This is a genomic window from Occallatibacter sp., from assembly GCF_036502485.1.
Lineage (GTDB): Bacteria > Acidobacteriota > Terriglobia > Terriglobales > Acidobacteriaceae > Telmatobacter.
This window is the reverse complement of the sequence record NZ_DASXYM010000071.1, coordinates 53,447-79,006: the sequence shown is the minus strand read 5'-3', so window position 1 is coordinate 79,006 and position 25,560 is coordinate 53,447. Positions and strand designations below refer to the sequence as shown.

Here is a 25,560-nt window from a genome sequence, read left to right as displayed (position 1 = left end):
GCGGCCCGGGCTTCAGCGTATGCCGCCGCTCCCAGCACTGCGGCGCGGCTCTCCAGAATCACCCGCACCGGCATGTTGATGAGCAACTGGCTCAGCCGGCCCTTGTCCGTGAACGCCTTCATGAACGCGCCGTCCTTCAGCTTTTCAAGCAGCCGCGGAGCAATGCCGCCGCCCACGTAGAGACCGCCCACGGAAAGCACCTTCAGGGCCAGGTTGCCCGCTTCCGCACCGTAAGCCGAAACCACCATGTCCAGCGTCTTTGCGCAGATTTCGCTCTTGCCCGCCAGGCCGTTCACCGTGATCACGCCGTTCGGATCGTCCACCGCGGCCAGCTGTTCAGCCAGATCCTTCGGCACGTCCATGCCGCGCACGTCGCGCAAAAACTCGAACACGCTGGTCATGCCCATGCCGCTGATGACGCGCTCCCAGCTGATGCGTCCGTTATATTTCTGGCGAAGAAAGCGCAGCAGGTCGATTTCGTCTTCATTGCGCGGCGCAAAGTCCGCGTGCCCGCCCTCTGAGGCGTAGGGCATGTGGATACGGCCGTTCCACATCAGCAGGCCTTCGCCCAGGCCGGTGCCCGCGGCAATGAGCGCGCGGTTGCCGATCTGGCTCGGGTCGCCTTCCGAGAGCGTATAGATCTGGTCGGCCTGCAGCTCGGCGATGCCGTAACCGTTCGCCTCGAGATCGTTGATGAGAAATACATGCTGGATGCCGAGATCCTCTGAAAGGTCGCGGCTGTCCAGCGTCCACGGCAGGTTGGTCAGGCGCAGGCGTCCGGCACGCACCGGGCCAGGCACGCCAAAGCAGGCAGCGGTAGCCTGATCGCCGCCAAGAAACTGCTTCACAATCGCTTCCAGCCCCGAATATTCCTTGGCCGGAAACCGCTCCTCGCGGCGATATTCTAGTTTTCCTTCGTTGAAGTCGTACAGCGCGAGATGGACCTTGGTGCCGCCTACATCCCCGGCAAGAATCATCGTTCTCTCTCCAGAACCCCGCAGCCTTCCCCATTTGTCGGGGGCAGAAGAGCAGCAGCGGCCTTATCCAAAAACAAGGTGAGTATACCGCTTGAGGGCCAGATCAGTTGACTGGGAAGACGCTCCGGGTCGCGCGGCCCCATGAAAACCTCGCGCACCACCTCAGCCTTGCTCTCGCCGGCAATCTCAAAGAATACGGAGCTGGCATGGTTGATCACCGGCCATGTGAGCGTGATGCGCCAGGTGTCCTTCTGGGGAACATGATTCGCAGTGACCAGCCGGCCCATTTCGTGGATCGCCGCCGTGTACGGAAACAGAGAAGCGGTATGCCCATCGTCGCCCATCCCCAGGGCGATCAGGTCAAAGCGGGGGCTCTCCGCGCCTTCCAGACGAAAGCTGTTGCGCAGTTCCGACTCATAGCGGGCCGCCGCCGCTTCCGGATCCAGTTCGCCTTCCATGCGGTGCACCTGCTCGCCCGGCAGCGGCACTTGCGAGAGCAGCGATTCGCGCGTCATCCGGTAGTTCGATTCCACGTCGTCCGGCGCAACACAGCGTTCATCCACCCAGTAGAGATCGATCCGGTCCCACGGCATCGAACCGCGATAGCGCTGGTGCGGATCGGCCAGCAGGCTGAATGCCGCTTTAGGAGTGGTGCCGCCACTCACCGCGATCCGAGCCTGTCCCCTTGCATCCACCGCTTCAGCTGCCATCTCCACCAGGTATTGCGCGGTCCGGCGCGCCAAAGCCGCTCTGTCGGGCTCCACGTAGTACTTGATCCGCAGCTTTCGGGACATTCCTTCCGCTCCTCTATCTAGGTGTCGGACAACGCCTTAAAACGGCCGTTCAGCACGATGCCATCTGAACTCCGCCGTCCTGTTCGTGGTGAGATGCGGGGACTTGGTCGGGTCCTTACGGCATAGCCTTCCCAATCCAACGGGACTTAGGCATAGACTAACTCAGGCTGATGGGATTGCGGTAGGAAACACCCCTGTGATACAGCCCAGGACATGGTTCATTTACCCAGATAATAGTGGTACTGCTGCTCCAGCACCCCGGCGGCGCGCGCCAGGGCTAACTTGGAGAGGTTGTACTGATAAAGACTCTCCACAAGAGTGGTTTGAGCGCGCGCCAAAGTAGCCTGCGCAGTTACCAGCGGCAGCGTATCGTCCACCCCGGCATTCACCCGTTCCGTCTGATCGCTGAGCCCGCGCGTCGACAACTCCACGTTGGAACGCGATACCTCTACCAGTTGCCGCGCTGCGTTCACGTCCAGCAGAGCCGAACGCACCTGCTGATCGATGCGGCTGCGCAGATCATCCACCTGCGCCCGCGCCGCGCTCAGTTGCGCTTGCGACGCGTCGATGTCGCCCCTCAGCCCCGCCTCGCGAAAAATGGGAATGCTCAGCACCCCCATAGCCGTAAATACGCCGTGCGAGCCGATGGTCGTGATGGCCTGCACACCGTAGTTCCCGGTGACCCTCAGCGTCGGCAACCGCTGGCTGCGGTACGCCGCGTGAACCGCCTTCAGCTCTTCGACCTGGTTCTGCAGGTTCTGGTAATCCTGCCGATTCTTGTACGCCGTTGCCCGCACTTCTTCCGGCGTCTGCTCGGCCAGTTCGCTGAACGGCGTGCGATCCGTCAGCACGATGTTCTGCCCGGGATCCAGGCCGATCTCCCGCTTCAGCAGGATCAGATCCTTGTCGAGCTGGTTCTGCGCCGCAATCGTCATCTGCTGCTGCGACTGGTACTGCACCTTGGCCCGCACCTCGTCCAGACTGGTGGAAACTCCCGCCACGCGCTGCTCATGCGCGTTGTTAAACTGAAGCAGATTCTCCGCTTCCAGCGCTTTGGCATTGTCCACCTCGCTGGCCGATGCAATGGCGTGCAGATACGCTGATGCCACCTGCTGAATCACCTCGCCGCGCGCCGTCATCTTGGCAAAATGCGCTGCCCGCGTGGCTGCTCCGGCTGCCTTCCACCCGGCGATGACGGGACCCGAAAACACAATCTGGTCAAAGTGGATCTGACCCTCGGTCAACGTGTCACGCGTAACCGGCGGAATCGTACCGGCAAGATCCGGCGGCAGAGACGTCCCCTTGAAGCCCAGCGCCGCCAGGTCGTGCTGATAGAAACCGATATCGCCGCTCACTGAAATGGTAGGCAAAAACTCCTGCAGAGCCTGCAACTGCTCCCCGTGGATCGCCTTCTCGGAGTTCTCGACCTGCTTGAGTCCCAGATTGTTCTCGAGCCCGCGGCGCACCGCCTCGTCCAGCGACAGTTGCAGAACCTCATCCGTGGCCGGCTTCAGCGTGATACTGCCAAAGTAAGGATTGGCGGCAGAGCTGGGGTTCGAGTTCTGTGCCCCCACAACACCAACAGCGCAGGACGCGCAAAAAATTGCGCATACCACTGCCCGCAATGGCCGTACGACGGCCGATGGATTCCTTCCACTCACTTGCATCATTTTCTCAGATGTCGCTGAACCTGCCTGAGATTCGGATCACACCTGAGAAAAAGCGCGCCGGGCCAATTCCGCCCGGCCCCATTCTCATCAGTGACCCGCCCACCTGGATCAGCGGACCACCCGGCCGCCTGATCACCTGATCACCTGATCACCTGACCCGGACCCCTGACCCCGGACCCCTGACCCCTGAACCCCGGCTCCTATATCTTCTGTCTCATCCACCGCCCCCGCCGGAACAGCACGATCCCCGCCGCCGCCATTGCGCACTCCGCAATCACGATCGACAGAAACGCGCCCTGGGCGTGCATGCCCACGGGCCGGGCCAGCAGCCAGGCCAGCGGCAGTTCCAGCACCCAGAAGCCGAAAAAGTTCACAATCGTCGGCGTTACCGTGTCGCCCGCCCCGTTAAAGGCCTGCAGCATGACCATTCCATAGGCGTACCCCACGTTGCCGCAGGCGAACGTCCTCAGCGCCGTTGCGGCAATGGGAACCACCGCGGGATCGCTCAGAAACAGCCGCACCACCGGCGTGGCGAACACTACGAAGAACACCCCCAGCGTCCCCAGAAACAGCATGTTGTAGAACGCGGTCCGCCACACCGCCTGCCCAGCCCGCTCCGGCCGCTTCGCGCCGAGGTTCTGGCCCACCAGCGTCGCCGCAGCGTTGCTCAGCCCCCACGACGGCAGAATGAAGAACATCACAATGCGGATCGCTACCGTGTAGCCCGCCACCGAAGCGGCGCCGAACGCGGCGACAATCTGCACCAGGAAAATCCAGCTCACATGGCCGATGGCGAACTGCAGAATCCCGGTGGCCGAAACGCGCAGCAGGCGCAGCATCACGCCAAGGTTCAGACGCAGATGTTTGGCAAGCGCCGGCAGCCGCTCCGTGCCGCGCGCCAGCCGCCAGAACTGGTAGAGCACCCCAATGCTGCGCCCGGTGAGCGTGGCCAGGGCGGCGCCAGTGACGCCCATCCGCGGGAAAGGGCCCAGGCCGAAGATCAGGCACGGATCGAGGACCAGGTTTATGATGTTTGACACCCACAGCAGGCGCATGGCGATAGCCGCGTCGCCCGCCCCGCGGAAGATCGCGTTGTTGAGAAACAGCATCAGGATCGCCCCGCAGCCGCCCAGCGCGATGCGCGCATAGCCTGAACCGGTGGCTACAATCTCCGCGGTCGCACCCATCCACGCCAGCAGCCGCGGAGCCAGTATCCCCGCCGGTATGCCCAGCGCCAGCGAGATGATCAGCCCCAGAATCACGGCCTGCATCCCGGCAATGGAGGCGTCCTCCGGGTCCTTCTCCCCAATGCGCCGCGCCACCATCGCGGTAGTGGACATGGCCAAACCCAGCCCAATGGAGAAGACCAGCGCCAGCATGGCCTCGGTCAGACCTACCGTGGCTACGGCATTCGCGCCCAGCCGGCCCACCCACGCCGTGTCCACCACCGCAAACAGCGACTCCAGCACCATCTCCAGCACCATCGGGATCGCCAGCAGAAGAATGGACCGGTTCAAGTCTCCCGTGGTGTAGTCCTGGTGCGAGCCCCTCAGCGCCTCCCGCACTGAGGTCCACAAGGACGCCTGCGAAGCCGCAGCTTCCAGCGATGGCGTACTTTCAAACGTTGACATGAGGAACTCCACAGATGCCCCCGCACATGCGGAGGCAACAGCAAGTGGGCTCACGCTGCAAACAGTCTTTCAAACAGCAGTTCTGGGTTCTGCCATCGAAGCTCCGTGCCCCATCCTGACGCGTTTTTTCTGGCGACAGGGTGGGAGACCACGAACTCAGACAGCCCTGCTTCCAGAGCAGCAGCCCTGGATTCAAGCAGGCAGCCCTGCCTCAAGCAGGCAGCCCTGCCTTCAGAGCGCAGAACTCGAATCAAGCTTACGGTCGATCGAAATGTGCAGTGCGATTCCCGGGGCTGAAGTCGTCCTCGGGGTGCCGCGGCAGCGGCGGGGAAGGGAATACCCGAGGCAATGTTCAGCGATCAAGTCGAGGTCGGACGATGACGGACTGGAACATTGTTCTCCTCCCAGGCCGGAAACTCCGGCGGGTTCCGCTATCGTACCGCGATTCGGGAAAATTCCGCAACGGAAAAGAGCAGGGAACACGCAACAGGAACAGGGTTCGCGCCCGTAAGATCTTCGGCGGCTGGCTCGCTAATCCCCGCATCGCCGGCCACTAACCACAACCCTGAACACTGAACCCTGAACACTGACCTGTGACCCCCCTCACAGCGCCGCAGTAAAGTGAGTGCCATACTTATGGCACTTGGGGTTCCGCAATCACCACGCGGAACCCCAAGTACCGTTACCGGAAAATTAACCAATTTGGGAAAATTTCTTCCACAAGGGGGCTTGACAACAATTTCGTATAACTCTACGCGAATCAGATTTGTAACCGGAAACAGTCCAAATAAAGATTTCGCAAAACCTTCGTTTTTAAGACCCTGTTACTAAAGATTTATTGGTAATCGCGAATCTTGCTGTAAGACAACGAAGATTACCAACACGTTACTGGCACTCCGGGGTGGCACTCCCGTCACGAACGCACCCTCCCGGGTCCCGCCAGCTATCCAGCGCGCTATGTCCGGTAAGCAACTTTTCTCCGTTGGCATCGCATCTCAACCAATACTGGTAGTTTTACGCGGTGGTTTGGGACGGATGGGTTCTCTTCTGAAGGCGTGTCGGCATTGCGGTTCTGTCTGATATACGACATAAATTGGGATCGACAGAATGAGGGGCCGGGTCGTGGACAAGTTAAGGGCGGGTCTGCGTGTGCAAATCGACGGACGTCAGGAAGTCTTCGTGGTGCTGCGCGTCGATCCGGAAACCCGCCTCGCCGATCTCCTCGGCCAGGGAACAGTTCGCAAGATTGAGACAGGCGTCCCCGTGGACCTTCTGAAGCCCCTGCCCGAGGCGGGTCTGACGGACGCAAACTAGCATCCGGCCTGGCTCGGCCTCTCAGCGTGGTTCGTGCGGTTCCGCGATCCCCCCGTTCGGAATCAACCGCAAAACCGCCCCCAGCCAGAACTCACCCCTTCGCTGCCGCCTGAGTCCATCCCTCCGGAACAGTCTTGTTGATAAACTGACGCTCAAGACGGGTGTTCCCCACACAGGCACCCACGGAGCGACATGGTTCAGCTTGTTCCATCCATTCTTTCCGCTGATTTTGCGCGGCTCGCGGAGGAGATTGCCGCCGCTGAGCGGGGCGGCGGCACAGTCGTCCATGTAGATGTCATGGACGGCCACTTCGTGCCCAACATCACCATCGGCCCGCCCGTGGTGGCCAGCCTGAGGAAGGCCACGAAGCTGCCGCTGGACTGCCACCTCATGATCGAGAACCCGGACGACTTCATTCCCGCGTTTGCCGATGCCGGAGCCAACTGGATCAGCGTCCATTACGAAGCCTGCCGCCATCTGCACCGCACTCTGGAACTGATCGCCGCCCACGGCATGCAGCCCGCGGTGGTGCTCAACCCGGCCACCCGGGTGAACCTGATCCGCGACATCCTGCCCATGGTGCATCACGTGCTCATCATGAGCGTGAACCCGGGATTCGGGGGACAGAAGTTCATCGAGTTCTCCCTCGACAAGATCCGCACCCTGGCCCGGATGCGGACCGAACTGGGGTTGGGATTTAAGATCGAAGTGGACGGCGGGGTGGCTCACGACACCGTGGCCCGGGTCGTCCAAGCAGGTGCGGAGCTGCTTGTGGCCGGGAACGCCGTGTTTGGCGCCGGCCATGCCGAAGCCGACGCGAAGGCGCTGCTTGAGGCCGCGCAAAGGGCCGCCGGCGAACTGGCAGCATGAAAGAGCACGGGCGCGCAGCGGCAGACCGGTTTACGACGAAGCCGGCCGCGCAAAGCGGGCCAGTGACCGCGTAAGATAGAAAGATTCCGGGCACGATTCGGGCAAGCCAATTGGATGAGGCGGAGATCGCGCGATTCCCGCCGCAAAGAGGATTTATGAATCGGTTTTCAAACAGGGTGGTTGCGGCGGTTCTGGCGTCGCTGCTGATGACGAGCGCGGGAGCATTCGCGCGGGAAAAGCAGCCCAAAAAGAAGAAGAAACAGGACCTGAGCGCCAACCCGCTGGCCAACGTGCAATCCAAGCAGCCCGATAAGGAATTGTTCGACAAGGCCATGACTGCCATGAAGAAGGGCAAGTTTGACGTAGCCCGTCTCGATCTGCAGACCATGCTCAACACCTATCCTGACTCGGAATACAAGATGCGTGCCAAGCTCGCGGTGGGCGACAGCTGGTTTAAGGAGGGCGGCACGGCGGCGCTAACCCAGGCCGAAGCCGAGTACGAGGACTTCCAGACCTTCTTCCCCGAGGCTCCCGAAGCTGCCGAAGCGCAGATGAAGGTGGGCGACATCTACTACCAGCAGATGGAGAAGCCCGACCGCGACTTCAACAACGCCCAGAACGCCGAGACGCAGTATCGGAAGATGATCAACCTCTATCCGGACTCGACCCTCATTCCCCGCGCCAGGCAGCGCCTGCGCGATGTGCAGGAAGTGCTGGCCGAGCGCGAGACCCAGGTGGGACTCTACTACGCCAGCAAAGAAAACTACTCGGCTGCCATCGCGCGGTTGCAGACGGTGGTAGAGACCTATCCGCTGTACTCGAAGAGCGATCTGGCACTGCTGAACATCGGCGACGCATACGCCGGCGAGTCGAGGATTGTCGGGATGTCGAAGCTGCCGGGCGCGGTGAAGGAACGGCTGCGCGCCCTGTATCTTGACAAGGCGGCACAGGCGTACGGCCGCGTGATTACGCGGTATCCCATGGCTCCACGCGTGGAAGACGCCCGCGACCGTCTCGTAGCGCTGAACCGTCCGGTTCCCGAGCCCACGGCGGCGGCAGTCGCGGAGAACCAGGCGGAGGTGAACAGCCAGCAGCCGGTGCGGTTCACCAATACGATTCTGGGCCTCGTGAAGCGCGGCCCGACAGTGGTGCAGGCAGCCCACGTGGGTGATCCCACCGTGCAGGATCCCAAGCGCACCCTCGCGCCCGAAATCACTAAAGAAAACATCGCAATGTATAAGGACGCGGCTGGCCAGCCGGCCGAGGCTGCGGGTGGGCCCAAGCCGACGGGAGCCAACGAGCCTCCACGCAGCGATCGGCCCTCCGACGCGCCAGTGCAGACGGGCAATGCCGGAACCACCGGCATAGGAGTAGAGGTTGTGGGCGCGCCCAACGCGGGCGGCGCGGCAGCGACGACATCGAACACCAATCCGGGGACCATTGGGTCGGGAACCGCCGGCAGCGCCGATCCCAACGCGCTGGTGAAACCGATTATGCCGGAGACCTCAACCGCTCCCGCGCCGGAGAAGCCGGCTCCAGCGCCCGATCAGATCAACGACATCAAGCCGGGCCAATCCCAGCCCGCTCCGGCAACAGCCGAGAACAGCAAGCCTAAGAAGCCCAAGGCTGACCTGAGCGAAGAGTCGTCGAGCAAGAAGAAAAAGAAGAAGGGTCTGGGCAAGCTGAACCCGTTCTAAAGCCAGGGAAAAAAGGAACAAGATGAAGGCCGCATCCTCACGGGTGCGGCCTTTCCTTTCGGGGTCAAAGCAGAGCCGGGCGGATCAGGCGGTGGTGTGGTGGTCGGCCCAGGCTTCGCGCAGCATGTCCGCAGCTTTCTGCACGGGAACCCGGCCTGGGGAAGTAGTGCTGAGGCCGGCGCTGCGCTTGCGGTAGGTGACGATAGCTGCGATGCCGGCGGCAATGCCTATCAGGTAAAGAGAAAGACGAGCAGGTCCCATGGGGTTCGATCCTCCGAATGCGTAGATGCTTCAAACACTTTGGGAAGATGCTGCGGAAATGGCTTTAGCCGCGGCCGGCAACAGGCGGGGGGTTGATTTCACCTCCGCGACCTACATTTGGCAAGGGACGCGCATCTATTTGCCCGGTGAGGGAGGCATCGCCTCCCCGCAGGGAGGTACTACAAAGATGAATAGACAGATAGTGCGTTTCGGGTTGGGAGCACTGCTGGCGGCGGCGACCGCGTGCTACGCCCAGGCACCCGCGGGAGCGCCGGATGGCGCTACCGGACAGTGCAAGGACGGCTCGTATACCAAGGCCCACACCAAGAGCGGCTCGTGTAAGGGACACCAGGGCGTCCAGACCTGGTACGCGACCGTGGGCGGGGCCACCGACCCTGATATCAAAGGCCCGAGTCGGGACCAGAAAGCCGCCAGGCAAACCTCAAAATCCGACAGCGTCGTGAATCCCACCGACAACTCCGCGGTTTCAGCCCAGCGGGCGGATGCGATCAACAAGAAGTCGCCCAACGCAGTGGTTGCCACTCCCACCAACAACGGCAACACCATCAAAGGCCCCGGCGCGAACGGAAGCGCGGACGCCAATGCTTCCGCCAACGGCAGCACCAGCGGGAACACTGCGAAGCGATCGGCGTCTGGATCGATGGCCGGGAGTACGGCGGGTCGGCAGGCCGCGCCGGGCGGAGGTCCTGGACTGGTATGGCTGAACACCTCGAGCAACACGTATCACTGCTATGGCACGACCCACTACGGCACGACGAAAAATGGCAAATACGTCTCGGAAAAGGATGCGATGAACGCGGGCGCCAAGCCGGATCACGGCAAGTCGTGCTCAGCCAGGTAGACACGTCCGGCAGCACCGCGGAGAGATGTTGATCCAGAGCAGCAAGCACCTCGCTCAGCCGTGCTAATCTTCCTCTTCATCGGAGGAGAGCCAGAAGTGAGGCGGAGCGGGTTGGTTGCTGCCTGGGCGGCGTTGGCGCTGGTAGTTTTCGGAGCAGGTGCGCAGGATGCCGCTCGCAGGTCGTCGCGCGACGGTGCCGGCGTGGAAGTGCTGGCGGTGACCGGCAAGCCGTTCTCCGCCACCAGCGTCACGGAATGGGTTCGCGACCTGGAGGATGGCGACAAAGGCGCTCTTCATCTTCGCGCCAAAGTGGCGCGGGACAGTAAGGGGCGAGTCTACCGCGAGCGCTATGCGGCTCTCCCCTCCGCAAATGACAACAAGCTCGTACCCAATGAGATCCACATCATGGACCCGGTGAGCAGAAGTCAGACATTCTGCTCCACGCGCGCCATGGAATGCGTGGTGACCGATTACCAGCCGAAGACCTCCGTTGAGGCTCCCAAAACCGGCACCGAGGACAATGGCGTGCGCACCTTCAAACGCGAGCTGATCGGCTCGCAGATGATTGAGGGGCTGCGGGTCAGCGGCACGCGTGAAACCACCACCCTCAAGACCGCCATCCTGGGCAACGGTACACCGTTCGTTTCGGTGCGCGAGTTCTGGTATTCCGATGACCTGATGACCAACCTTTCCGTCACCCGTATCGATCCGCGCGAGGGGCGGCAGGTGATCCGCCTGTCGCAGATTGTGCAGGCAGAACCGGATGCTCATCTCTTCGACCTCCCCGTGGGATACAAGGTGCGCGACGTGCGCCGCAAGGACGCGGCCACGCAGTAGCCGTTTTCCCCTCATCTGCTAAAGTGAGGGGTTGTCCCCTTGCACGAAAACAGCGGCGCAGATACCCGGGGGCACGCGATCGAGCCCCATGCCTCACGACCTGCCAAAAGCCTACGATCCCACCGCCATTGAAGACCACTGGGCCGAGTATTGGGTCCGGGAAAATCTCTTTGTTCAGCCGACTCCGTCCCAAGAACAAGGCCTGAACGGCCAGCCCCAGTTCTCCATTCTGCTGCCTCCCCCCAATGTCACCGGCCGCCTGCACATGGGCCACATGCTCAACCAGACTGAGATGGACATCCTCACCCGCTGGCAGCGCATGAGCGGAAAACGCGCGCTCTGGCTGCCGGGGACCGATCATGCGGGCATCGCCACCCAGATGATGGTGGAGCGCCAGCTCACTGCGGAGGGTTCGTCACGAGAGGCGCTGGGGCGCGAGAAATTCGTCGAACGCGTGTGGGAGTGGAAGCGGCACTACGGCGGCGCCATCCTCGAACAGATGAAGCGCCTCGGTGCCTCTGTGGACTGGAGCCGCGAATACTTCACCATGGACGAGCGGTTGAGCGTGGCGGTGCGCGAGGCCTTCGTCAAATTACACGAGCAGGGCCTGGTCTATCGCGGCGCTTACATCGTCAACTGGTGCCCCCGCTGCCAGACCGCCATCAGCGATCTCGAAGTCGTGTATGACGAGCACAAAGGACACCTGTGGGAGATCCGCTATCCCGTGCATGGCGACGACGGCCGCGAAACCGGTGAGTATCTCACCATTGCCACCACCCGCCCCGAGACCATGCTGGGCGATGTGGCGGTCGCGATCCATCCCGACGACCAGCGCTACACCCATCTGCATGGCAAGAAGCTGCGGCTGCCCCTTGTCAATCGCGAGATTCCCATTGTGCTGGATGACTACGTGAGCCGCGACTTCGGCACCGGCGCCGTGAAAGTGACGCCGGCGCACGACCCCAATGACTTTGCCATTGGTGAGCGGCACAATCTCCCATCCATCAACGTGATGGATGCGACCGCGCACATCAACGAGAACGGCGGGCCCTATGCGGGTCTTGACCGCTATGCCGCCCGCAAAAAGATCGTCGAAGACCTTGAAGCGCAAGGCCTGCTGGCCGGCGTGAAGGACCACGTGCACAACGTGGGCCACTGCGACCGCTGCAAAACCGTGGTAGAGCCGCGGCTGTCAACCCAGTGGTTCATCAAGATTCAGCCGCTGGCGGACAAGGCCATCGCCGCTGTGAAGCCCGATGCCCACGGCAACAAAGCCATCCGTTTCGTCCCGGAGATGTACGAGAAGACCTACCTGAACTGGATGGAAAATATCCACGACTGGTGCATCTCGCGGCAGTTGTGGTGGGGCCATCGCATTCCGGCGTGGCATTGCGCCACCTGCCACAAAATCACCGTGGCAAGGCAGGATCCGGATAAGTGCGAGCACTGCGGGTCGGCCGAGATCACGCAGGAAACCGACGTGCTCGATACGTGGTTCTCATCGGGGCTGCTGCCCGTCAGCGTGTTCGGCTGGCCAAACATCACGCCGGAAACTCGCTCTGACTTCGACACGTTCTACCCCACGAGCCTTCTCGTAACCGGCTTTGACATCCTGTTCTTCTGGGTGGCGCGGATGATCATGCTGGGCTGCTGGTTTTCAGCCGATGTCCCAATGCCGGATGGTTCGCCGCGGCCGCTCAGCGAAAGCGTGCCCTTCCGCGAGGTGTACATTCACGCCCTCGTGCGCGATGCCAACCGCGAAAAGATGTCGAAGACCAAGGGCAACGTGATCGACCCCATCGAGATCGTGAGCCAGTACGGCACGGATGCGGTGCGCTTCACGCTCGCCAGCATGGCTTCGCCGGGCACCGACATCGCCTTCAACGTCGCCCGGACCGAGGGCTATCGCGCCTTCGCCAACAAAATTTGGAATGCGGCGCGGTTCCTGTTCATGAACGTGGATCGCGCGGCGGAAACAGGAATTGAAGTCGATCGATCGGCATTCGCGACGACGCCGGTTGCGTCTTCCGATGCGCCGCTCGAAGCCCGCTGGATTGTCTCCGAACTGCATGAGACGACGGCCCGCGTGAATGAGGCGCTCGAAAATTATCGGTTCGATGAGGCCGCCAGCCACATCTACCAGTTCTTCTGGGGCAGCTTCTGCGACTGGTATCTCGAGAGTGTGAAGCTGCGCCTGGACTTCAGCGAGGGTGCGGACACGTCGGCGACGAAACAGGCGCTGACCACGCTGGTGGCGGTGTTTGAAGCGGCGCTGCGCCTGCTTTCTCCCTTCATGCCCTTCCTGACCGAAGAGCTGTGGCATGCGGTATATGACGGCAATCCGCCGGCCAGATCGATTGCATTGACGAGGTTCCCCCACGATCGCGGCGCGGGAACGGATCGTGATGCCGCGGACCAGATGGCGCTGCTGCAAAGCCTGATTGTGGAAGTGCGCGGGCTGCGCAAGGAAATTGGCGTGGAAGAAAAAGCAGCCACTCCGATTGAGTTGCGCGCAGATGCTCCGACGCACCGGGCAACCGGAAATAATGCGGCCCTTGTTGAACGGCTGGCACGCGTGAGTGAGATCCGGTTTGTGGACTCGATCAGCGCGGGCCTGTCGAAGCATCACACCGCCAACTTCGATGTGGCTGTTGTCTTCGAGCGCACCATGGATGCGGCTGCCGAGCGGGAACGCTTGACAAAGGATATCGTCAAATATGAAAAAGGCTTGGCGGCGGCGGAGCGGCAGTTGGGTAACGAAGGTTTTCTTGCCAAAGCCCCGGCGCACATTGTGGAAGGCCTGAAGAAGCAGGAGGCCGAGACGCGCTTGTTGCTGGAGAAGGCGCAGGCAGCGCTGGCGGCATTGCCGCCGGAGCACCAGGAACCGGGAACTGATCACTAACCACTGATCACTATTTATGGACTGGAAGAACAGCCGCATTGACGCATTGCTGGAGCAGGCACTGGTGGAAGACCAGGCCGCCAGCGATACCACCACCTCCGTCACCATCGACGCGGATCTGCGAGCCTCTGCCTCGATTCTTGCGCGCGAAGACCTTGTGGTTTCAGGCCTCGGCGCGGTGCCGCGCTTCCTTGAGATTTTTGCCCGCCTCGATCGACGGCCGCAGGCGCAGACGCGTTTTGAGGTGGTGAGCCATCCCGAGATCTTTGACGGCGTGCGTGCTCGCAAGGGCCAGGTGCTCGCGATCATCCGTCACAACGCCCGCGTGCTGCTGAGCTGCGAGCGTGTGATTCTGAACCTGATGCAGCACCTGAGCGGCATTGCGACGAACACGCGCCGTTATGTGGATGCGATCCACGGCACCCATGCGCGGGTGCTGGATACGCGCAAGACGGTTCCAGGACTGCGCGCGCTGGAGAAATATGCGGTGCTGTGCGGTGGCGGGACGAATCATCGCCTCGACCTGGCCAGCGGCATCCTCATCAAGAACAATCACATCTCGCTGGGCGGCGGGCTGCGCACCGCGCTGGCGCATGCGCTGGAGCGCCGCAAGGTGGGGCAGCGGGTGCAGGTCGAGGTCCGCAGCGAACACGAGCTGGAAGAGGCGCTCGAAGGCGGCGCGGAGGCTATCCTCCTCGACAACATGACGCCGCAGCAGGTAGCACATTCCGTGGAGCGGGTGAAGAAGGAGTCGCGCTGGGTCCCCACCGAGGCATCGGGTGGCATTGTGCTCGAGAACATCCGCCAGTACGCCGAGACAGGTGTGGACTTCATCAGCGTGGGCGCGCTGACGCACTCGGCCCGCGCGGTCGACATCTCCATGAGCATCCTGGCGGAGTAACGGCGGCGCATGTTCGATCTCCCCTCTCTTGAAACTGCGCTGGCCTCGACCATCTTCGCCGGAAAGCTCCAATTCAGTTCCACAACCGGATCGACCAACAGTGATGCCATCGCGGGCGCGCGCAGCGGAGCGCCGCATGGCTCGGTCTACTTCGCGGATGAGCAGACAGCCGGGCGGGGACGCGGCGACCATGCGTGGCACTCGGCTGGCGCGCAGGGGCTCTATGTGAGCGTCGTGGTGCGCATTCCGCTCGGGACCGCCCGCATGCCGCTGCTGCCATTGGCTGCGGGTTTGGCGGCGGCCTCTGCGGTGCGCGCGGCGAGCGGGCTCACAGTGGACCTGCGCTGGCCCAACGATCTGCTGATCGGGCCGCGCAAAACGGGCGGCATTCTCGTCGAGTCGCAATCGGAGCGCGGGCAGCTTGGATTTGCGGTCGTGGGCATCGGTATCAACGTGCATCAGCAGAGTTTTGCGCGCGATCTTGCCACCCCGGCAACTTCGCTCGATCTTGAGTCGGGGCGGTGGATCGACCGGCAGCCCCTGCTGATCGCTCTGCTTGAGTCGCTCGAGACAGAGACGCGCGCTCTGCTCGACAGCGACGCGGGGCGCACAATCCCGGAGCGCGTGGCGCAGGCCTCGACGTGGGTGCGGGGCAGGGAAGTGGAAGTCCACGGGCCGCAGGAGTGCACCGGGGTGACCGAGGGCCTGGATGAGCATGGATTCCTGCTCGTGCGCACCGGGTCCGGCGTCGTGCAGATACAAACCGGCGGCATTCGTGCCGTGGCCGTGCACCGCAACGGCTGAGCTTTTCCGGCAATTACAATCGAAACGATGCTTCTTGCCATCGACGTTGGAAATACCAATACGGTGCTGGGTCTTTTTCGCCTGGATGTTCCTCCGCCTGCGCCCGGCGCGTCATCGGCTAACCGGCCGGAGAACGAGCGCGAGCTGGTGGCGCATTGGCGCGTCACCACCCACCGCACGCAGACCTCGGACGAGTATGGCGTGCTGTTTGTGAACCTGTTCAACATGCATGGGCTCGCGGTGGACCAGGTGACCCACATCATCATCTCGTCGGTGGTGCCGCCAGTGGAGAGCACTCTGCGCCGCGTGTGCGAAAAGTACTTCCACCTGCAGCCCATATTTGTGGAACCGGGCATCAAAACCGGCATGCCGGTGCTGGTGGATAATCCGTCGGAACTGGGCGCGGATCGGCTCGTGAATGCGATCGCCGCATTTGAGCGCTATGGTGGCCCATGCATCGTGGTGGACTTCGGGACGGCGACGACGTTCGATGTGATCTCCGCCCGGGGTGAGTACCTGGGCGGTGCGATTTCGCCGGGCCTGGGCATCAGCGCCGATGCGCTGTTTGCGCGCGCCGCGCGGCTGGGGCGCGTGGACATCAAGCGGCCACAGAAAGTAATCGGTACCAATACCGTGACGCATCTGCAGAGCGGGTTGTATTACGGCTACATCGGGCTCGTGGATGGAATCCTGGAGCGCATGATCAACGAGATCGGCACCGAGGTGCGGGTCATTGCCACCGGCGGCCTGGCGCGGCAAATCAGTGCCGACTCGCGCTACGTGGCGCAGATCGACGACATGCTCACGCTGGATGGACTGCGCATCCTGTTCGAACGCAATCGCACAGCGCGCCCGCGCGCCCGCGCGCACTGAGGCGCACCGTGCACAATTACTTCAACTACTTCACGGAAATCGAAGAGCGCTTTCAGCAGCGGCGCGGCTCGTTGCTGCTGCTATCCACGCTGGACTGGGCGCTGATTGAAATGTGGCGCGACGCCGGCGTGCCGCTCGAGGCTGCCCTGCGCGGTATCGACGCGGCGTTCGATAAATACGAGGCGCGGCAGCATCGCGGCCACAAGCGGCGCGTGAATGGGCTGGCTTGGTGCGCGCAGGCGGTAATGGAAACCGCCGAAGACATGAAGGAGGCCGCTGCCGGCGCGTCGACCACGACGAATTACGCCGGCACCGAAGAGAGCGGGTTTGAGCACGAACGTGTGGCGGCGCATCTCGAGGCCGCGGCGGCAGCTCTGCAGGCGGCGGATGCCGCCGCGGAGGTGTGTACGGCCACGGCGGCGCGGTTGCGTGAACTGGCCGCCGAGGTGCGCGCCGCCGATCCGAAAAAAACGCTGAACACAGAATCACTCGAGCGCAATCTCACAGTCCTCGAAGAGAAGCTGTTTGCGGCCCTGACGACTGCCGCTCCGGAAGAGCTGCTGGTAGCGCTCAAAGAGCACGCGGCACGCGAGCTTTCGCCCTATCGCAGCCGCATGGGCGCGGTGCAGTTGCGCCAGGTCGAGCAACAGTTTGTGCAAAAGCAGCTGCTCGCGCACTACAACCTTCCACGCCTCAGCCTGTTCTATATGAGCCAGCAATGAAATCGCGCGCGCCACACAACAAGCGGGTGCCCCCGGTCTCGCATTTGAGACCCGGGAACGACGTCTCCTCCGCATCCAGCCAAACCGTGACGCTTGAAAAGCCCGTCTACGGCGGCAGCTTTCTGGCCCGCGTGGAGGGCAAGGCCGTATTCGTCCCGCTCACCCTTCCCGGCGAGCAGGCGCGTGTGCGCATCACGGAAGACAAAGACAAGCGCGGCTACGCCAAGGCTGAAGTCGAGCAGCTCATCACGGCGGCCCCGCAGCGCATCCAGCCCCGCTGCCCCCACTTTGGCCCATGCGGCGGATGCAACTACCAGCACACCGGTCACGAGAACCAGCTCGCGATGAAGAAGGAGATTTTGCGCGAGACCCTGCAGAGGGCCGGCTTAGCTGCACCGGAGGAGATCGGCATTCTCGCGGCGGACCCATGGGAGTATCGCAATCGCATCCGCGTCAGTTTCGACCCGGACGGCAAGCCGGGATATCGCGCCCGCCGCTCGCATGACCTCATCGCGATTCGCGAATGCCCCATCAGCGCCCCGCTGCTGGTGCGTGCGGCCATGGCTGCGGGAGAGATCCTTTCGCGTGTGCCGCACAATCTGCGCCCCACCGAGGTGCTGTTGTTCTGCAACGCGGATGAGTCGGCGCTGCTGGCCACATTCTTCGTGAAAGAGCCGGCGCAGCTTCGGCTCGACTCGATTGCCGCGGCGCTGCATGAACGCATCCCGCAACTCGCCGGAGCCGAGCTTGCTTCAGGTGGAAGGCCCGGGCATCCGCCCCGCACCCTGGGTCGCTGGGGCGAGCCTTCGATCTCGTACCGCGCGGCCGGAGTGGGGTACCGCGTCGATCATGGCGCCTTCTTCCAGGTGAATCGCTGGCTCATCGATCCGATGGTCCAGAGAGTGGTCGCTGAACAGAGCGGCGCGCTGGCATGGGACCTGTTCGCAGGCGTGGGCTTGTTCGCGCGGCAACTTGCGAATAGCTTCGAGAAGGTTGTGGCAGTGGAATCCGCGGAGACCTCGACGCGCGCCCTGTCAGCCAATCTGGCGGGGAGCGGCGAGGAGGCGATCGCGGCGTCCACGCTGGATTTCCTGCGTCAGAACGCGAACCAATCGCGGCCTGACTTCATCGTCGTCGATCCCCCGCGCACGGGTCTCGGAGACGAGATCAATCGGCTGCTTGCCGCCACCGGCGCGCCGCGCATTGCGTATGTCTCATGCGACCCGGCCACACTGGCCCGCGATCTGCGCGCACTCACCGCCACCGGGTACACGCTGGAACAGGTGACCATGACAGACTTGTTTCCGCAGACCTTTCACCTCGAGACGATTGCGGCACTGCGCCGGAGCTGATTTCCTGCTATAGTTCACCTTCATTCAAAGTGAGTGATGGGACGGGCCTCCTCCAGCAACGTCCGCAGTTCCGCCACGCCCGCCGGGACGAGCGCGGCGGGCGTTCCCCTGTTCTACGCCGCATGCCTGTTCGCGGCGGGCATCCTGATAGCCGCCGGCGCCTGGATCAACCCCGGCACCTTGCTGATAAGCCTTGTCGTTCTTGCCTGTGCTTGCGGGGCAGCGGGCCTGCGCACGCAGCGCATGGCATGGCTGCCCATGGCGTTGCTGTGGATGCTGCTGGGCGCGTGGTGCGCGGAGATGGAGCCCCATCCTGCGCCTGCGGCGAAACTGCTCTCTCTGAGCGATGGATTGCTCCGCGCCGTTGAAGGAACCGTCTTGACCGCTGGCCCGGTGCGCGGCGATCTGGAGCAAAATGTGGACGGCCCGACGGAAAATCTGCCCTCCCAGCGAGTCGACCTCAAGCTCGCATCCATCGAAGTCGTCGATGACAACGCCGACCGCCTGGAAGCGGCCGAAGGCACCCTCCGGCTCACGATCAAGTGGTCGCAGGGACAACAGCCCATCGCCATCGGATGCGGAGAACGCATCCGCGCCACGGCGCGCCTGTTTCCTCCGCAGATGTACCACGACCCCGGGGCATGGGACCGTACGCGGTATTTGCTGGACCAGGACGTGACGGCGACGGGCGCCTTGAGGGTAGAGCGCGTCGAGCGCCTGAACAATCCGCGGCAGCGCTCCTGGGCCTGCTTCTTCAGCCAGGCCCAGCACAGGGCCGAGGCGCAGATGCTGGCATTGCCCGCTGCCATGCGCCCATTGCCCGCGCCGCTGCGCATCTCCAGCGAAGACGCCGTCATGCTGGCCACCATGGTGACCGGCGACCGCACGTTCCTGAGCCATGACCTCCGCGCAGGCTTCGAGCGAACCGGGTCGTTCCACATGCTGGTGGTGAGCGGGCTGCATCTGGCCATCGTGGCGGGGTTCGTGGCGTGGTGCGCGCGCAAACTGCGCATCCCCCGCGTGCCGGCGACGCTGCTGACCATCGCCGCATCGGTTGCGTACGCGCTGTTTACCGGATTCGCAACGCCAGTGCAGCGCTCGCTGTGGATGGTTTCTCTTTACCTGATAGGTCGGCTGATCTATCGCGAGCGCAGCGCATTGAACACCATCGGTTTTGCCGTGCTTTGCCTGCTGGTGGTGAGCCCGCGCTCGTTATTCGACGCGAGTTTTCAGATGACCCTCCTCGCCGTGGTGACCATCGCCGGAATCGCGGTGCCGCTGCTGGCAGGCACGATCCATCCCTACATCAGCGCGATGCGCGACCTGGGGCAGATTGCGATGGATGTCAAGCTGGAGCCGCGCATGGCGGAGTTCCGCGTTGTTCTGCGCCTGGTGGCGCAGAGGCTGCGCGGGATCACGTCCCGCTGGATTGCATGGACCGCGCTGCCGTGGTGCCTGCGCTTCGGACTGCAATGCGTAGAGGCGCTGGTGGTAACGCTGGTGGTAGAGCTTGCCATGACGCTGCCCATGGCCGTCTACTTCCATCGCGTGACGCTGTTTGCGTTGCCCGTCAACCTGCTGATTCTGCCGCTGCTGCTGGTGCTGCTGCCCGCGGCCTTGGTCACGCTGCTGGTGTCGATGGTGTGGCCGGCGGCGGCCGCGGCGCCGGGCGCCATCACGGCGCTGTTGCTGCATTTGGGCGTGGCGCTGGTGCGGTTCTTCGGCGCCAGAGCATGGGGCGATCTGCGCCTGCCCATGCCCGGTTTGCTGCAGGTGGTGGCGTATGTCGCCCTGCTTGCCATGGCTATCGTGCTCGCGCGTTCGCAGCGGCAGTGGCTGCGCCGCGCGGTGTGGGCGGCCCTGAGTTTTGCAGCGCTTGCCGCTGTCGTGCCGCGCGGTGTGCAGCATCCCCCCGACGCCATGCTGGTGGAGGCGCTGGATGTGGGACAAGGCGATTCGCTGCTGGTGATCACCCCCGATGGCAGAACGCTACTGGTCGATGGCGGCGGATTCGGCGGCGGACCGCGGCACGCTGCGCAGGACTTTGACATCGGCGAGCAGGTGGTCTCAACCGCACTGTGGGCCCGCGGCATCCGCCACCTTGACGCGGTGGCATTGAGTCATGCGCATTCCGATCACATGGGCGGCCTCCCCGCGGTGTTGCGCAATTTTCATCCCGACGAGTTGTGGGTGGGGACCAATCCGCCCTCTGCACCGTATCAGGCGCTGCTGGCCGAAGCTGCTGCATTGCACACGCGCGCGCGCACCCTGCGCTCCGGCAATGCGCTAACGTTGGGCTCAGCGCAGGTCCGGGTGCTGGCGCCGCTGCCCGGATACATCCCGGGCAAGGAGCCGTCGAACAACGATTCGTTAGTGCTGCATATTGCATACGGCGGCACGTCGGTTCTGCTGGAAGGCGATGCGGAGGCGCCCATCGAAGAGGGGATGCTTGCCGAGCCTGAGCTTCGGAGCACGCTGCTGAAAGTCGGTCATCACGGCAGCGTGTCGTCCAGCAAGCCGGAGTTTCTGGCGCGTGTGGCGCCGCAGTGGGCGGTAATTTCGTGCGGCCTGCACAACCGGTATCAACATCCCCGCGAAGAGGTGCTGGAAGAATTGCAGGCTGCGCATGTGCACACCCTCGCGACCGACGTGGACGGGGCGGCATGTTTCCGGCTGGACGGTCGCTCCGTCACGCATGAGGTCACATGCGACGTCGATCGCTAATCGAAAGGCGCATGCTTGAAGCGGAAGCGCAGGCCGAAGTCAAACTGGCGCTCGCGATAGTAGTCAGTCGCGTTCACGTTGAGCGGTTGGCCGAACTCCGTCTGGCCTGATTTCAAGCCGGTAAGAAAACTCAAGCGGGGCACGGACGCGGCCGAACTGCCGGAGTCGAGATAGTAGCCCACCGTCTCCAGTTCCGTCACGTTCTGATGATTGAACAGATTGAAGCTCTGGGCAAGGAGTTCAAGCTCGCGCTGATTGCCGAGTGAGAAGCGCTTGGCGATGCGCATGTCCATCTTCCAGGTGGCGGGATAACGATAAGTGTTGCGGCCCACGCCGTAGACCCGGTTGGCGCCCCCGTAGCCGTTCATGCCGGGGCCAAGAGCAACGGCAAGGCCCCCACCTTCCTCGAGAACCTGCGCGAGCGACCCAGCCGTGTGCATCGTGTACGGAAGTCCGCTGTGATAGCGGCCGATGCCTGACAGCATCCATCCGTTGGCGAACGGCGCGGCGGTTCCGTGCAGCTTCCACGGCGAATGCCAGATGGCATCGGCCGAGGCGGAGTGCCGGAGGTCGAGGTTGCTGGTGCCGTACTCCTGCTGAAAGTCGAGCGGATCAAGCACGCTGGCGCGGGTCTGTAGCGCGCCTTCGTCGGGATTCCAATCCGTGGTGTGCCCGTAGGTGTAATGCAGATTCAAGCTGAGCCCGCGGCGGCCCGAGCGCGAGAGCCGCAGCACGCCTGCCTCGTAGGTGGAGTTCGCGCGGCTCTGCAACGCGGTGATCTGCTCGTAATTCGGATTGAGGCGCCCGCCGGAGGTGCCTGCCGATGGCCACGACGCGAAGAAGGGAACAGTGATCTGCGAGGCCTTGAGAGGCCCTTTGCCCGAAGCGTCCACCACCTCGTATGTGATGGCGCCCGGGTTGAGTGTCGGATCGAAGTTGGTATCCACGGTGACGGGCAGACGGCGGCCAAGCGTCGCAACCCCGCTGAGGCTCATCTGCACGCGCCCCGGCAACTCTTCTTCGAGGGATGCGACAGCCTGCTGGACTTCGACGTTGCGGTAGGTGTGCGCTACCTCCGTGGCTCCCGCCTTCCGGGCCGCCACGGAGGTCCCGGCCAGCACGTAGGGGAACGGCGGGGCAACGCCCGGTTTGCCGGGCAGATTGTCCGTGGGGCGCGCGAAGAGATCAAGGTCCCCGTGCGGGGAGCCGGTGTGGGTGAGCGCCGTCTCAAGGATGGAGTTCGAGGTGGGCCCGTAGTACATGCCGTACCCCAGCCGAAACACCGGCCAGCGGCTTTCATGCGTACCCCAGGCCATGCCGATGCGCGGCGCCCACTCGTTGCCCAGGCTCGGCACTCGGCCGGCCAATGGGAGATCGGCATTCGCAACCAGCGGAATATCGGACGGAGCGAACTGCCGGTCCCAGCGGATACCCGCGGACACGATCAGAGTCTTGCCCGGCTTCCATTGGAGAGCAGTGAAGCCCGCCATGTCGGTCGTGTCCACGTGCCACTCGGCGGGTCCGACGGTCTGGGTGTAATACGAGTAGCAGGGCAGGTAGCCCACGCCATGCAATTGCCCCGTGCCGTCGCGCCAGGCTTTGCCGCGCTGATCGCAATTGTGCTGATGCGTGGGATTGAGCGCGTCGTCCAGGCCGAACTGCTCGAAGACCAGCGCGTCGGAGGCGAAGTTTTCAATTCTTGAGTAGTGGTAAGTGCCGGTGTGATTGCGAACGAAGCTGGTTGCGTCGGTGTCGTGGCGCAGATCGAAGCCGGCGCGCAGCAGCAGCGAGCCGTGCCTCCAGTCGATGCCCTCGCGTCCCGCATAGGAGTGCTCGTCAGGATAGCTGCCTTGGCCGAACTGTGCCGGATTGCCGATCGAAAAGCCGTAGCGCGAATCCACTACCATCTGCGGCAACTGTCCCCATGCGTTAATGTTCAGGCTCTGCTCGAACGGCGATGGCGTGTCGGGTTCGTGTGCCAGGATGTGACGCCCCATGGACGCCTGCGTTACTGCCAGCAGGTTCGGAGTGACAATCGCATCCCAGCGCGCCAGCAGCCACACCTCACTGCCGCGGCTTACTCCAAAGCTATGGGTCCCGTAGTTCTCCTGCACACGCGTCAGCCCGCCGCCAGGAGAATCCCATTGCGCGCCCGTGGCCTCCAGCGTGAACCGATGCTTCTCTGCCGCCTTCCAGTCGACCCGCGCAAACGCGGAGTTTTCAGTGGAGGTACGCGAGGCGGGACCCAGCAGCCCGGCCAGCGTTTCGAGCATGCTGGAGTAAGTGGCAAGCCCGGCTTCAACGGGGGCAGCCCCGCTCAGGTCCAGGCGCGCGCTCAGTACCTGCAACTCGTCATCGGAGGGCTGCGCAAAAAAACTATCAGGATGCTTCACGCTGGCCACGCCGTCGTGATCGCGCCGCTCTGAATCGATGGCCGCGAACCAGAAGAGCTTGTCGCGGCGCAGCGGTCCGCCCAGGCCCGCGCCCCAGCGCGTGCGCCGATCATCCGGCGACCATGGAAGCGCTGAAAAGACAGGCACGGTCTTGGAAGTGGCGGGAGCGGTCTCCTTCACCCATGTCGCAAAGGGATTGCGTGCCGCCAGCAGCCCCTGCCGATCGAAGAAGAACGCACTCCCGTGCAGACGGCCGGCCTGATCGGCGCCACTCCGGGTTTGGGCGCTGCCGATGGCCGAATGGCCGTTTTCTTCGATGACTTGAATGGTCCGGAGGGCGGACTCGTTTGCGGTCGGAACAAGGAGCGCCGCCGTCTCTCTGCGAATGGCCCCGCTGGTGCCGAAGGCCAGCCGCGTGCCTCCCCGTTCCGCGGAGGATGCGGTGGTTTGCCGGGGAAAACCGGAAGCGTTATCCGCGGACTCGATGCGTTCCGCGGGCAAAGAGTCGATGGCCATGTCGGATGCGCGTCCGCTCACCGGCAAAGCCTGCAGTTCCTGTTCAGAGAGGGTGCTTGATGCAGCCGCTTCCGCCTCGTCGGGCTCGAGGGCGACGGCTTCGATGCTCCTGGGCAAATCGATCGGCATTGCGAGGGCGGCGCGGAGACTGGCCGCCGCAGTCGCGGACAGGATCAGCCCGGTCCGGCTCGCCTGCGTCGCGCTTCTTGAGCCAGCCATCGCGATCGAGGCGGAAGGCAGAGCCATAGCTGCTGTCGGGCTTCCGTTCGCGACCAGGCTGGCGTCTGCGCGAGGATGAACTTCAGGCTTCGCAAATGCCGGGACCGCTGGAGAAACGGGCCGCACCGCCGGGGTCACCGACGCAATCTCCGCGGCCGGCGGGACGGCCGGCGCCGAAGCGGCGGCCCGGGTCGCCAGGCGCGCCTGAGAGACGGGCGAGCCGCCCGGAATCCACCTGGTCTGCGATGGCACCGCAGCGAGCGCCGACTGATCTCTGAGCGCAACCGCGGTCAGCACCCGCGCGGCGTGTCCGGTGGAGATGAGAATGCCGGAGACATGGCCCACGCCGGAGTGCGCCGTTGCCGCTTCCAGCTCATAAGCTCCCGGAACCAGACCGCTCACGTGGTAGGCGCCGTTCTTTCCGGTGATAGCCTGAAATTCGGCGCCGGTGCTCAGGTTGCGCAGCACAACCGTCGCGCCGTTCAGGGGCTTCGCGTAGAGGTCGGTCAGCCTGCCTTCGAGGGAGCCGGTTGCGGGCGCCTGTGCAATCGCGGTGGCGCCGCCCAGCAGCGCAGCCAGCGCGATGGCCAGCAATTTGCCCAAAATCGGAGCCTTCTCCGCGGAATCGCCCACGCCGCCCTTCCGCCCGCCCGCCGTCCGGCAGGTCAGGTGTGCGGCTGAGCGTCACCGTCGGCGCGCCGCCATATTGGGCAGGTCCCGCACGCAACTGGGCGCAGCTTTCGCCGCCGTAGTGACCTCAAGGAGAAGTTGGGATGATTTTATTCCCGGACAGGAACTACCGGACAGCAAAAAATCCAGAATGGGACACGCTCTGTGAGCGCCGTCACAATGTGGTGCGAAATTCTCTGCGCCTGGTTTCCCTTCGCTTCCCTTCGGCGGGGCCAGAAAGCTTGACTTCCGGATCTTCCCAGGTTGCGAACATATCTTCGAACGGCACCTTGTGCATGGGCTTTTTTTCGGCGCACTCACTCTCCAGCTCGGCGACCTCCCTGACGTAATCGACTTGTACTACGAGAAATGTGCAGACGCTACCGCGCACGCGCACATGCTCGCGAACCAGCGGAATATACATGATTGTCCAATCCGTGAGAGCCGCGGCCCGAAGCGGCGCCGGGCGAGTGGGAGCGGCGGGTACAAGCGGCTCAGGAACTTACTGCAGGGAACGCGCTTTGTTGCCCGATCGTACCGCCACTACAAGGTATGATGCGGATGCTTGGCGA

At 63.4% G+C, this 25,560-nt stretch carries 19 protein-coding genes; 12 read left to right on the top strand and 7 right to left on the bottom strand.

Features of this window, described 5'->3' with window-relative positions; translation table 11 throughout:
• From glk to VGL22_RS10790, 4 genes are all read right to left on the bottom strand, one after another.
• Positions 1-977: glucokinase (gene glk / locus VGL22_RS10805; RefSeq protein WP_465266928.1), on the bottom strand; the 977-nt coding region annotated here is incomplete at its 3' end.
• Entirely contained in the window at positions 974-1,771 is a 798-nt protein-coding gene (gene pgl, locus VGL22_RS10800) for a 6-phosphogluconolactonase (RefSeq protein WP_465266927.1), read from the bottom strand. The genes pgl and glk, both read right to left, overlap by 4 nt.
• Positions 1,772-1,989: 218 nt before the next feature.
• Positions 1,990-3,345 (bottom strand): TolC family protein, encoded by a 1,356-nt coding sequence (locus VGL22_RS10795; RefSeq protein ID WP_465266926.1) that lies wholly within the window; start codon positions 3,343-3,345, stop codon positions 1,990-1,992.
• A gap of 296 nt (positions 3,346-3,641) precedes the next feature.
• A complete protein-coding gene (locus VGL22_RS10790; RefSeq protein ID WP_465266925.1) occupies positions 3,642-5,072 on the bottom strand; it encodes an MATE family efflux transporter in 1,431 nt (476 codons plus the stop codon).
• 1,122 nt (positions 5,073-6,194) lie between these two features.
• On the opposite strand from VGL22_RS10790, the gene VGL22_RS10785 reads away from it, so the two are divergent.
• From VGL22_RS10785 to bamD, 3 genes are all read left to right on the top strand, one after another.
• A complete protein-coding gene (locus tag VGL22_RS10785; RefSeq protein ID WP_465266924.1) occupies positions 6,195-6,386 on the top strand; it encodes a hypothetical protein in 192 nt (63 codons plus the stop codon).
• A 192-nt stretch (positions 6,387-6,578) separates the two neighbouring features.
• Positions 6,579-7,256: a ribulose-phosphate 3-epimerase gene (gene rpe / locus VGL22_RS10780; protein ID WP_465266923.1), complete on the top strand. Its 678-nt coding sequence runs from the start codon at positions 6,579-6,581 to the stop codon at positions 7,254-7,256.
• 155 nt (positions 7,257-7,411) lie between these two features.
• On the top strand, positions 7,412-8,953 hold the full coding sequence (gene bamD / locus VGL22_RS10775) for an outer membrane protein assembly factor BamD (protein ID WP_465266922.1): 1,542 nt from the start codon (positions 7,412-7,414) through the stop codon (positions 8,951-8,953).
• Between the two features lie 84 nt (positions 8,954-9,037).
• Here bamD and VGL22_RS10770 read toward each other — a convergent pair whose 3' ends face one another.
• The gene (locus VGL22_RS10770) at positions 9,038-9,214 is read right to left on the bottom strand and encodes a hypothetical protein (protein WP_465266921.1); all 177 of its coding nucleotides are present in this window, start codon (positions 9,212-9,214) and stop codon (positions 9,038-9,040) included.
• Positions 9,215-9,401: 187 nt separating this feature from the next.
• Between VGL22_RS10770 and VGL22_RS10765 the strand changes: the two genes are divergently transcribed.
• The 9 genes from VGL22_RS10765 (at position 9,402) to VGL22_RS10725 (ending at position 21,191) form a co-directional block, all read left to right on the top strand.
• The gene (locus tag VGL22_RS10765) at positions 9,402-10,076 is read left to right on the top strand and encodes a DUF3761 domain-containing protein (protein WP_465266920.1); all 675 of its coding nucleotides are present in this window, start codon (positions 9,402-9,404) and stop codon (positions 10,074-10,076) included.
• A 96-nt stretch (positions 10,077-10,172) separates the two neighbouring features.
• Positions 10,173-10,913, top strand: a complete 741-nt coding sequence (locus VGL22_RS10760) for a hypothetical protein (protein ID WP_465266919.1) — start codon at positions 10,173-10,175, stop codon at positions 10,911-10,913.
• An 88-nt stretch (positions 10,914-11,001) separates the two neighbouring features.
• Entirely contained in the window at positions 11,002-13,815 is a 2,814-nt protein-coding gene (locus VGL22_RS10755) for a valine--tRNA ligase (protein ID WP_465266918.1), read from the top strand.
• A 16-nt stretch (positions 13,816-13,831) separates the two neighbouring features.
• The gene (gene nadC / locus VGL22_RS10750; protein WP_465266917.1) at positions 13,832-14,716 is read left to right on the top strand and encodes a carboxylating nicotinate-nucleotide diphosphorylase; all 885 of its coding nucleotides are present in this window, start codon (positions 13,832-13,834) and stop codon (positions 14,714-14,716) included.
• A 9-nt stretch (positions 14,717-14,725) separates the two neighbouring features.
• Positions 14,726-15,520, top strand: coding sequence for a biotin--[acetyl-CoA-carboxylase] ligase (locus VGL22_RS10745; RefSeq protein WP_465266916.1), 795 nt, complete (start codon positions 14,726-14,728; stop codon positions 15,518-15,520).
• A gap of 27 nt (positions 15,521-15,547) precedes the next feature.
• The gene (locus tag VGL22_RS10740; protein WP_465266915.1) at positions 15,548-16,393 is read left to right on the top strand and encodes a type III pantothenate kinase; all 846 of its coding nucleotides are present in this window, start codon (positions 15,548-15,550) and stop codon (positions 16,391-16,393) included.
• A gap of 8 nt (positions 16,394-16,401) precedes the next feature.
• Entirely contained in the window at positions 16,402-17,115 is a 714-nt protein-coding gene (locus VGL22_RS10735; protein WP_465266914.1) for a hypothetical protein, read from the top strand.
• Positions 17,112-18,467 carry a class I SAM-dependent RNA methyltransferase gene (locus tag VGL22_RS10730; RefSeq protein ID WP_465266913.1) on the top strand — a complete coding sequence of 452 codons (1,356 nt, stop codon included), beginning with the start codon at positions 17,112-17,114 and terminating at the stop codon, positions 18,465-18,467. The genes VGL22_RS10735 and VGL22_RS10730 overlap by 4 nt, the downstream gene beginning before the upstream one ends.
• 36 nt (positions 18,468-18,503) lie before the next feature.
• Positions 18,504-21,191 carry a ComEC/Rec2 family competence protein gene (locus VGL22_RS10725; RefSeq protein ID WP_465266912.1) on the top strand — a complete coding sequence of 896 codons (2,688 nt, stop codon included), beginning with the start codon at positions 18,504-18,506 and terminating at the stop codon, positions 21,189-21,191.
• Here the strand turns inward: VGL22_RS10725 and VGL22_RS10720 are convergent.
• On the bottom strand, positions 21,188-24,952 hold the full coding sequence (locus tag VGL22_RS10720) for an outer membrane beta-barrel protein (RefSeq protein ID WP_465266911.1): 3,765 nt from the start codon (positions 24,950-24,952) through the stop codon (positions 21,188-21,190). The two genes, VGL22_RS10725 and VGL22_RS10720, sit on opposite strands and share 4 nt — an antisense overlap.
• Positions 24,953-25,163: 211 nt before the next feature.
• Entirely contained in the window at positions 25,164-25,412 is a 249-nt protein-coding gene (locus tag VGL22_RS10715) for a hypothetical protein (protein ID WP_465266910.1), read from the bottom strand.
• Between the last annotated feature and the right edge of the window lie 148 nt (positions 25,413-25,560).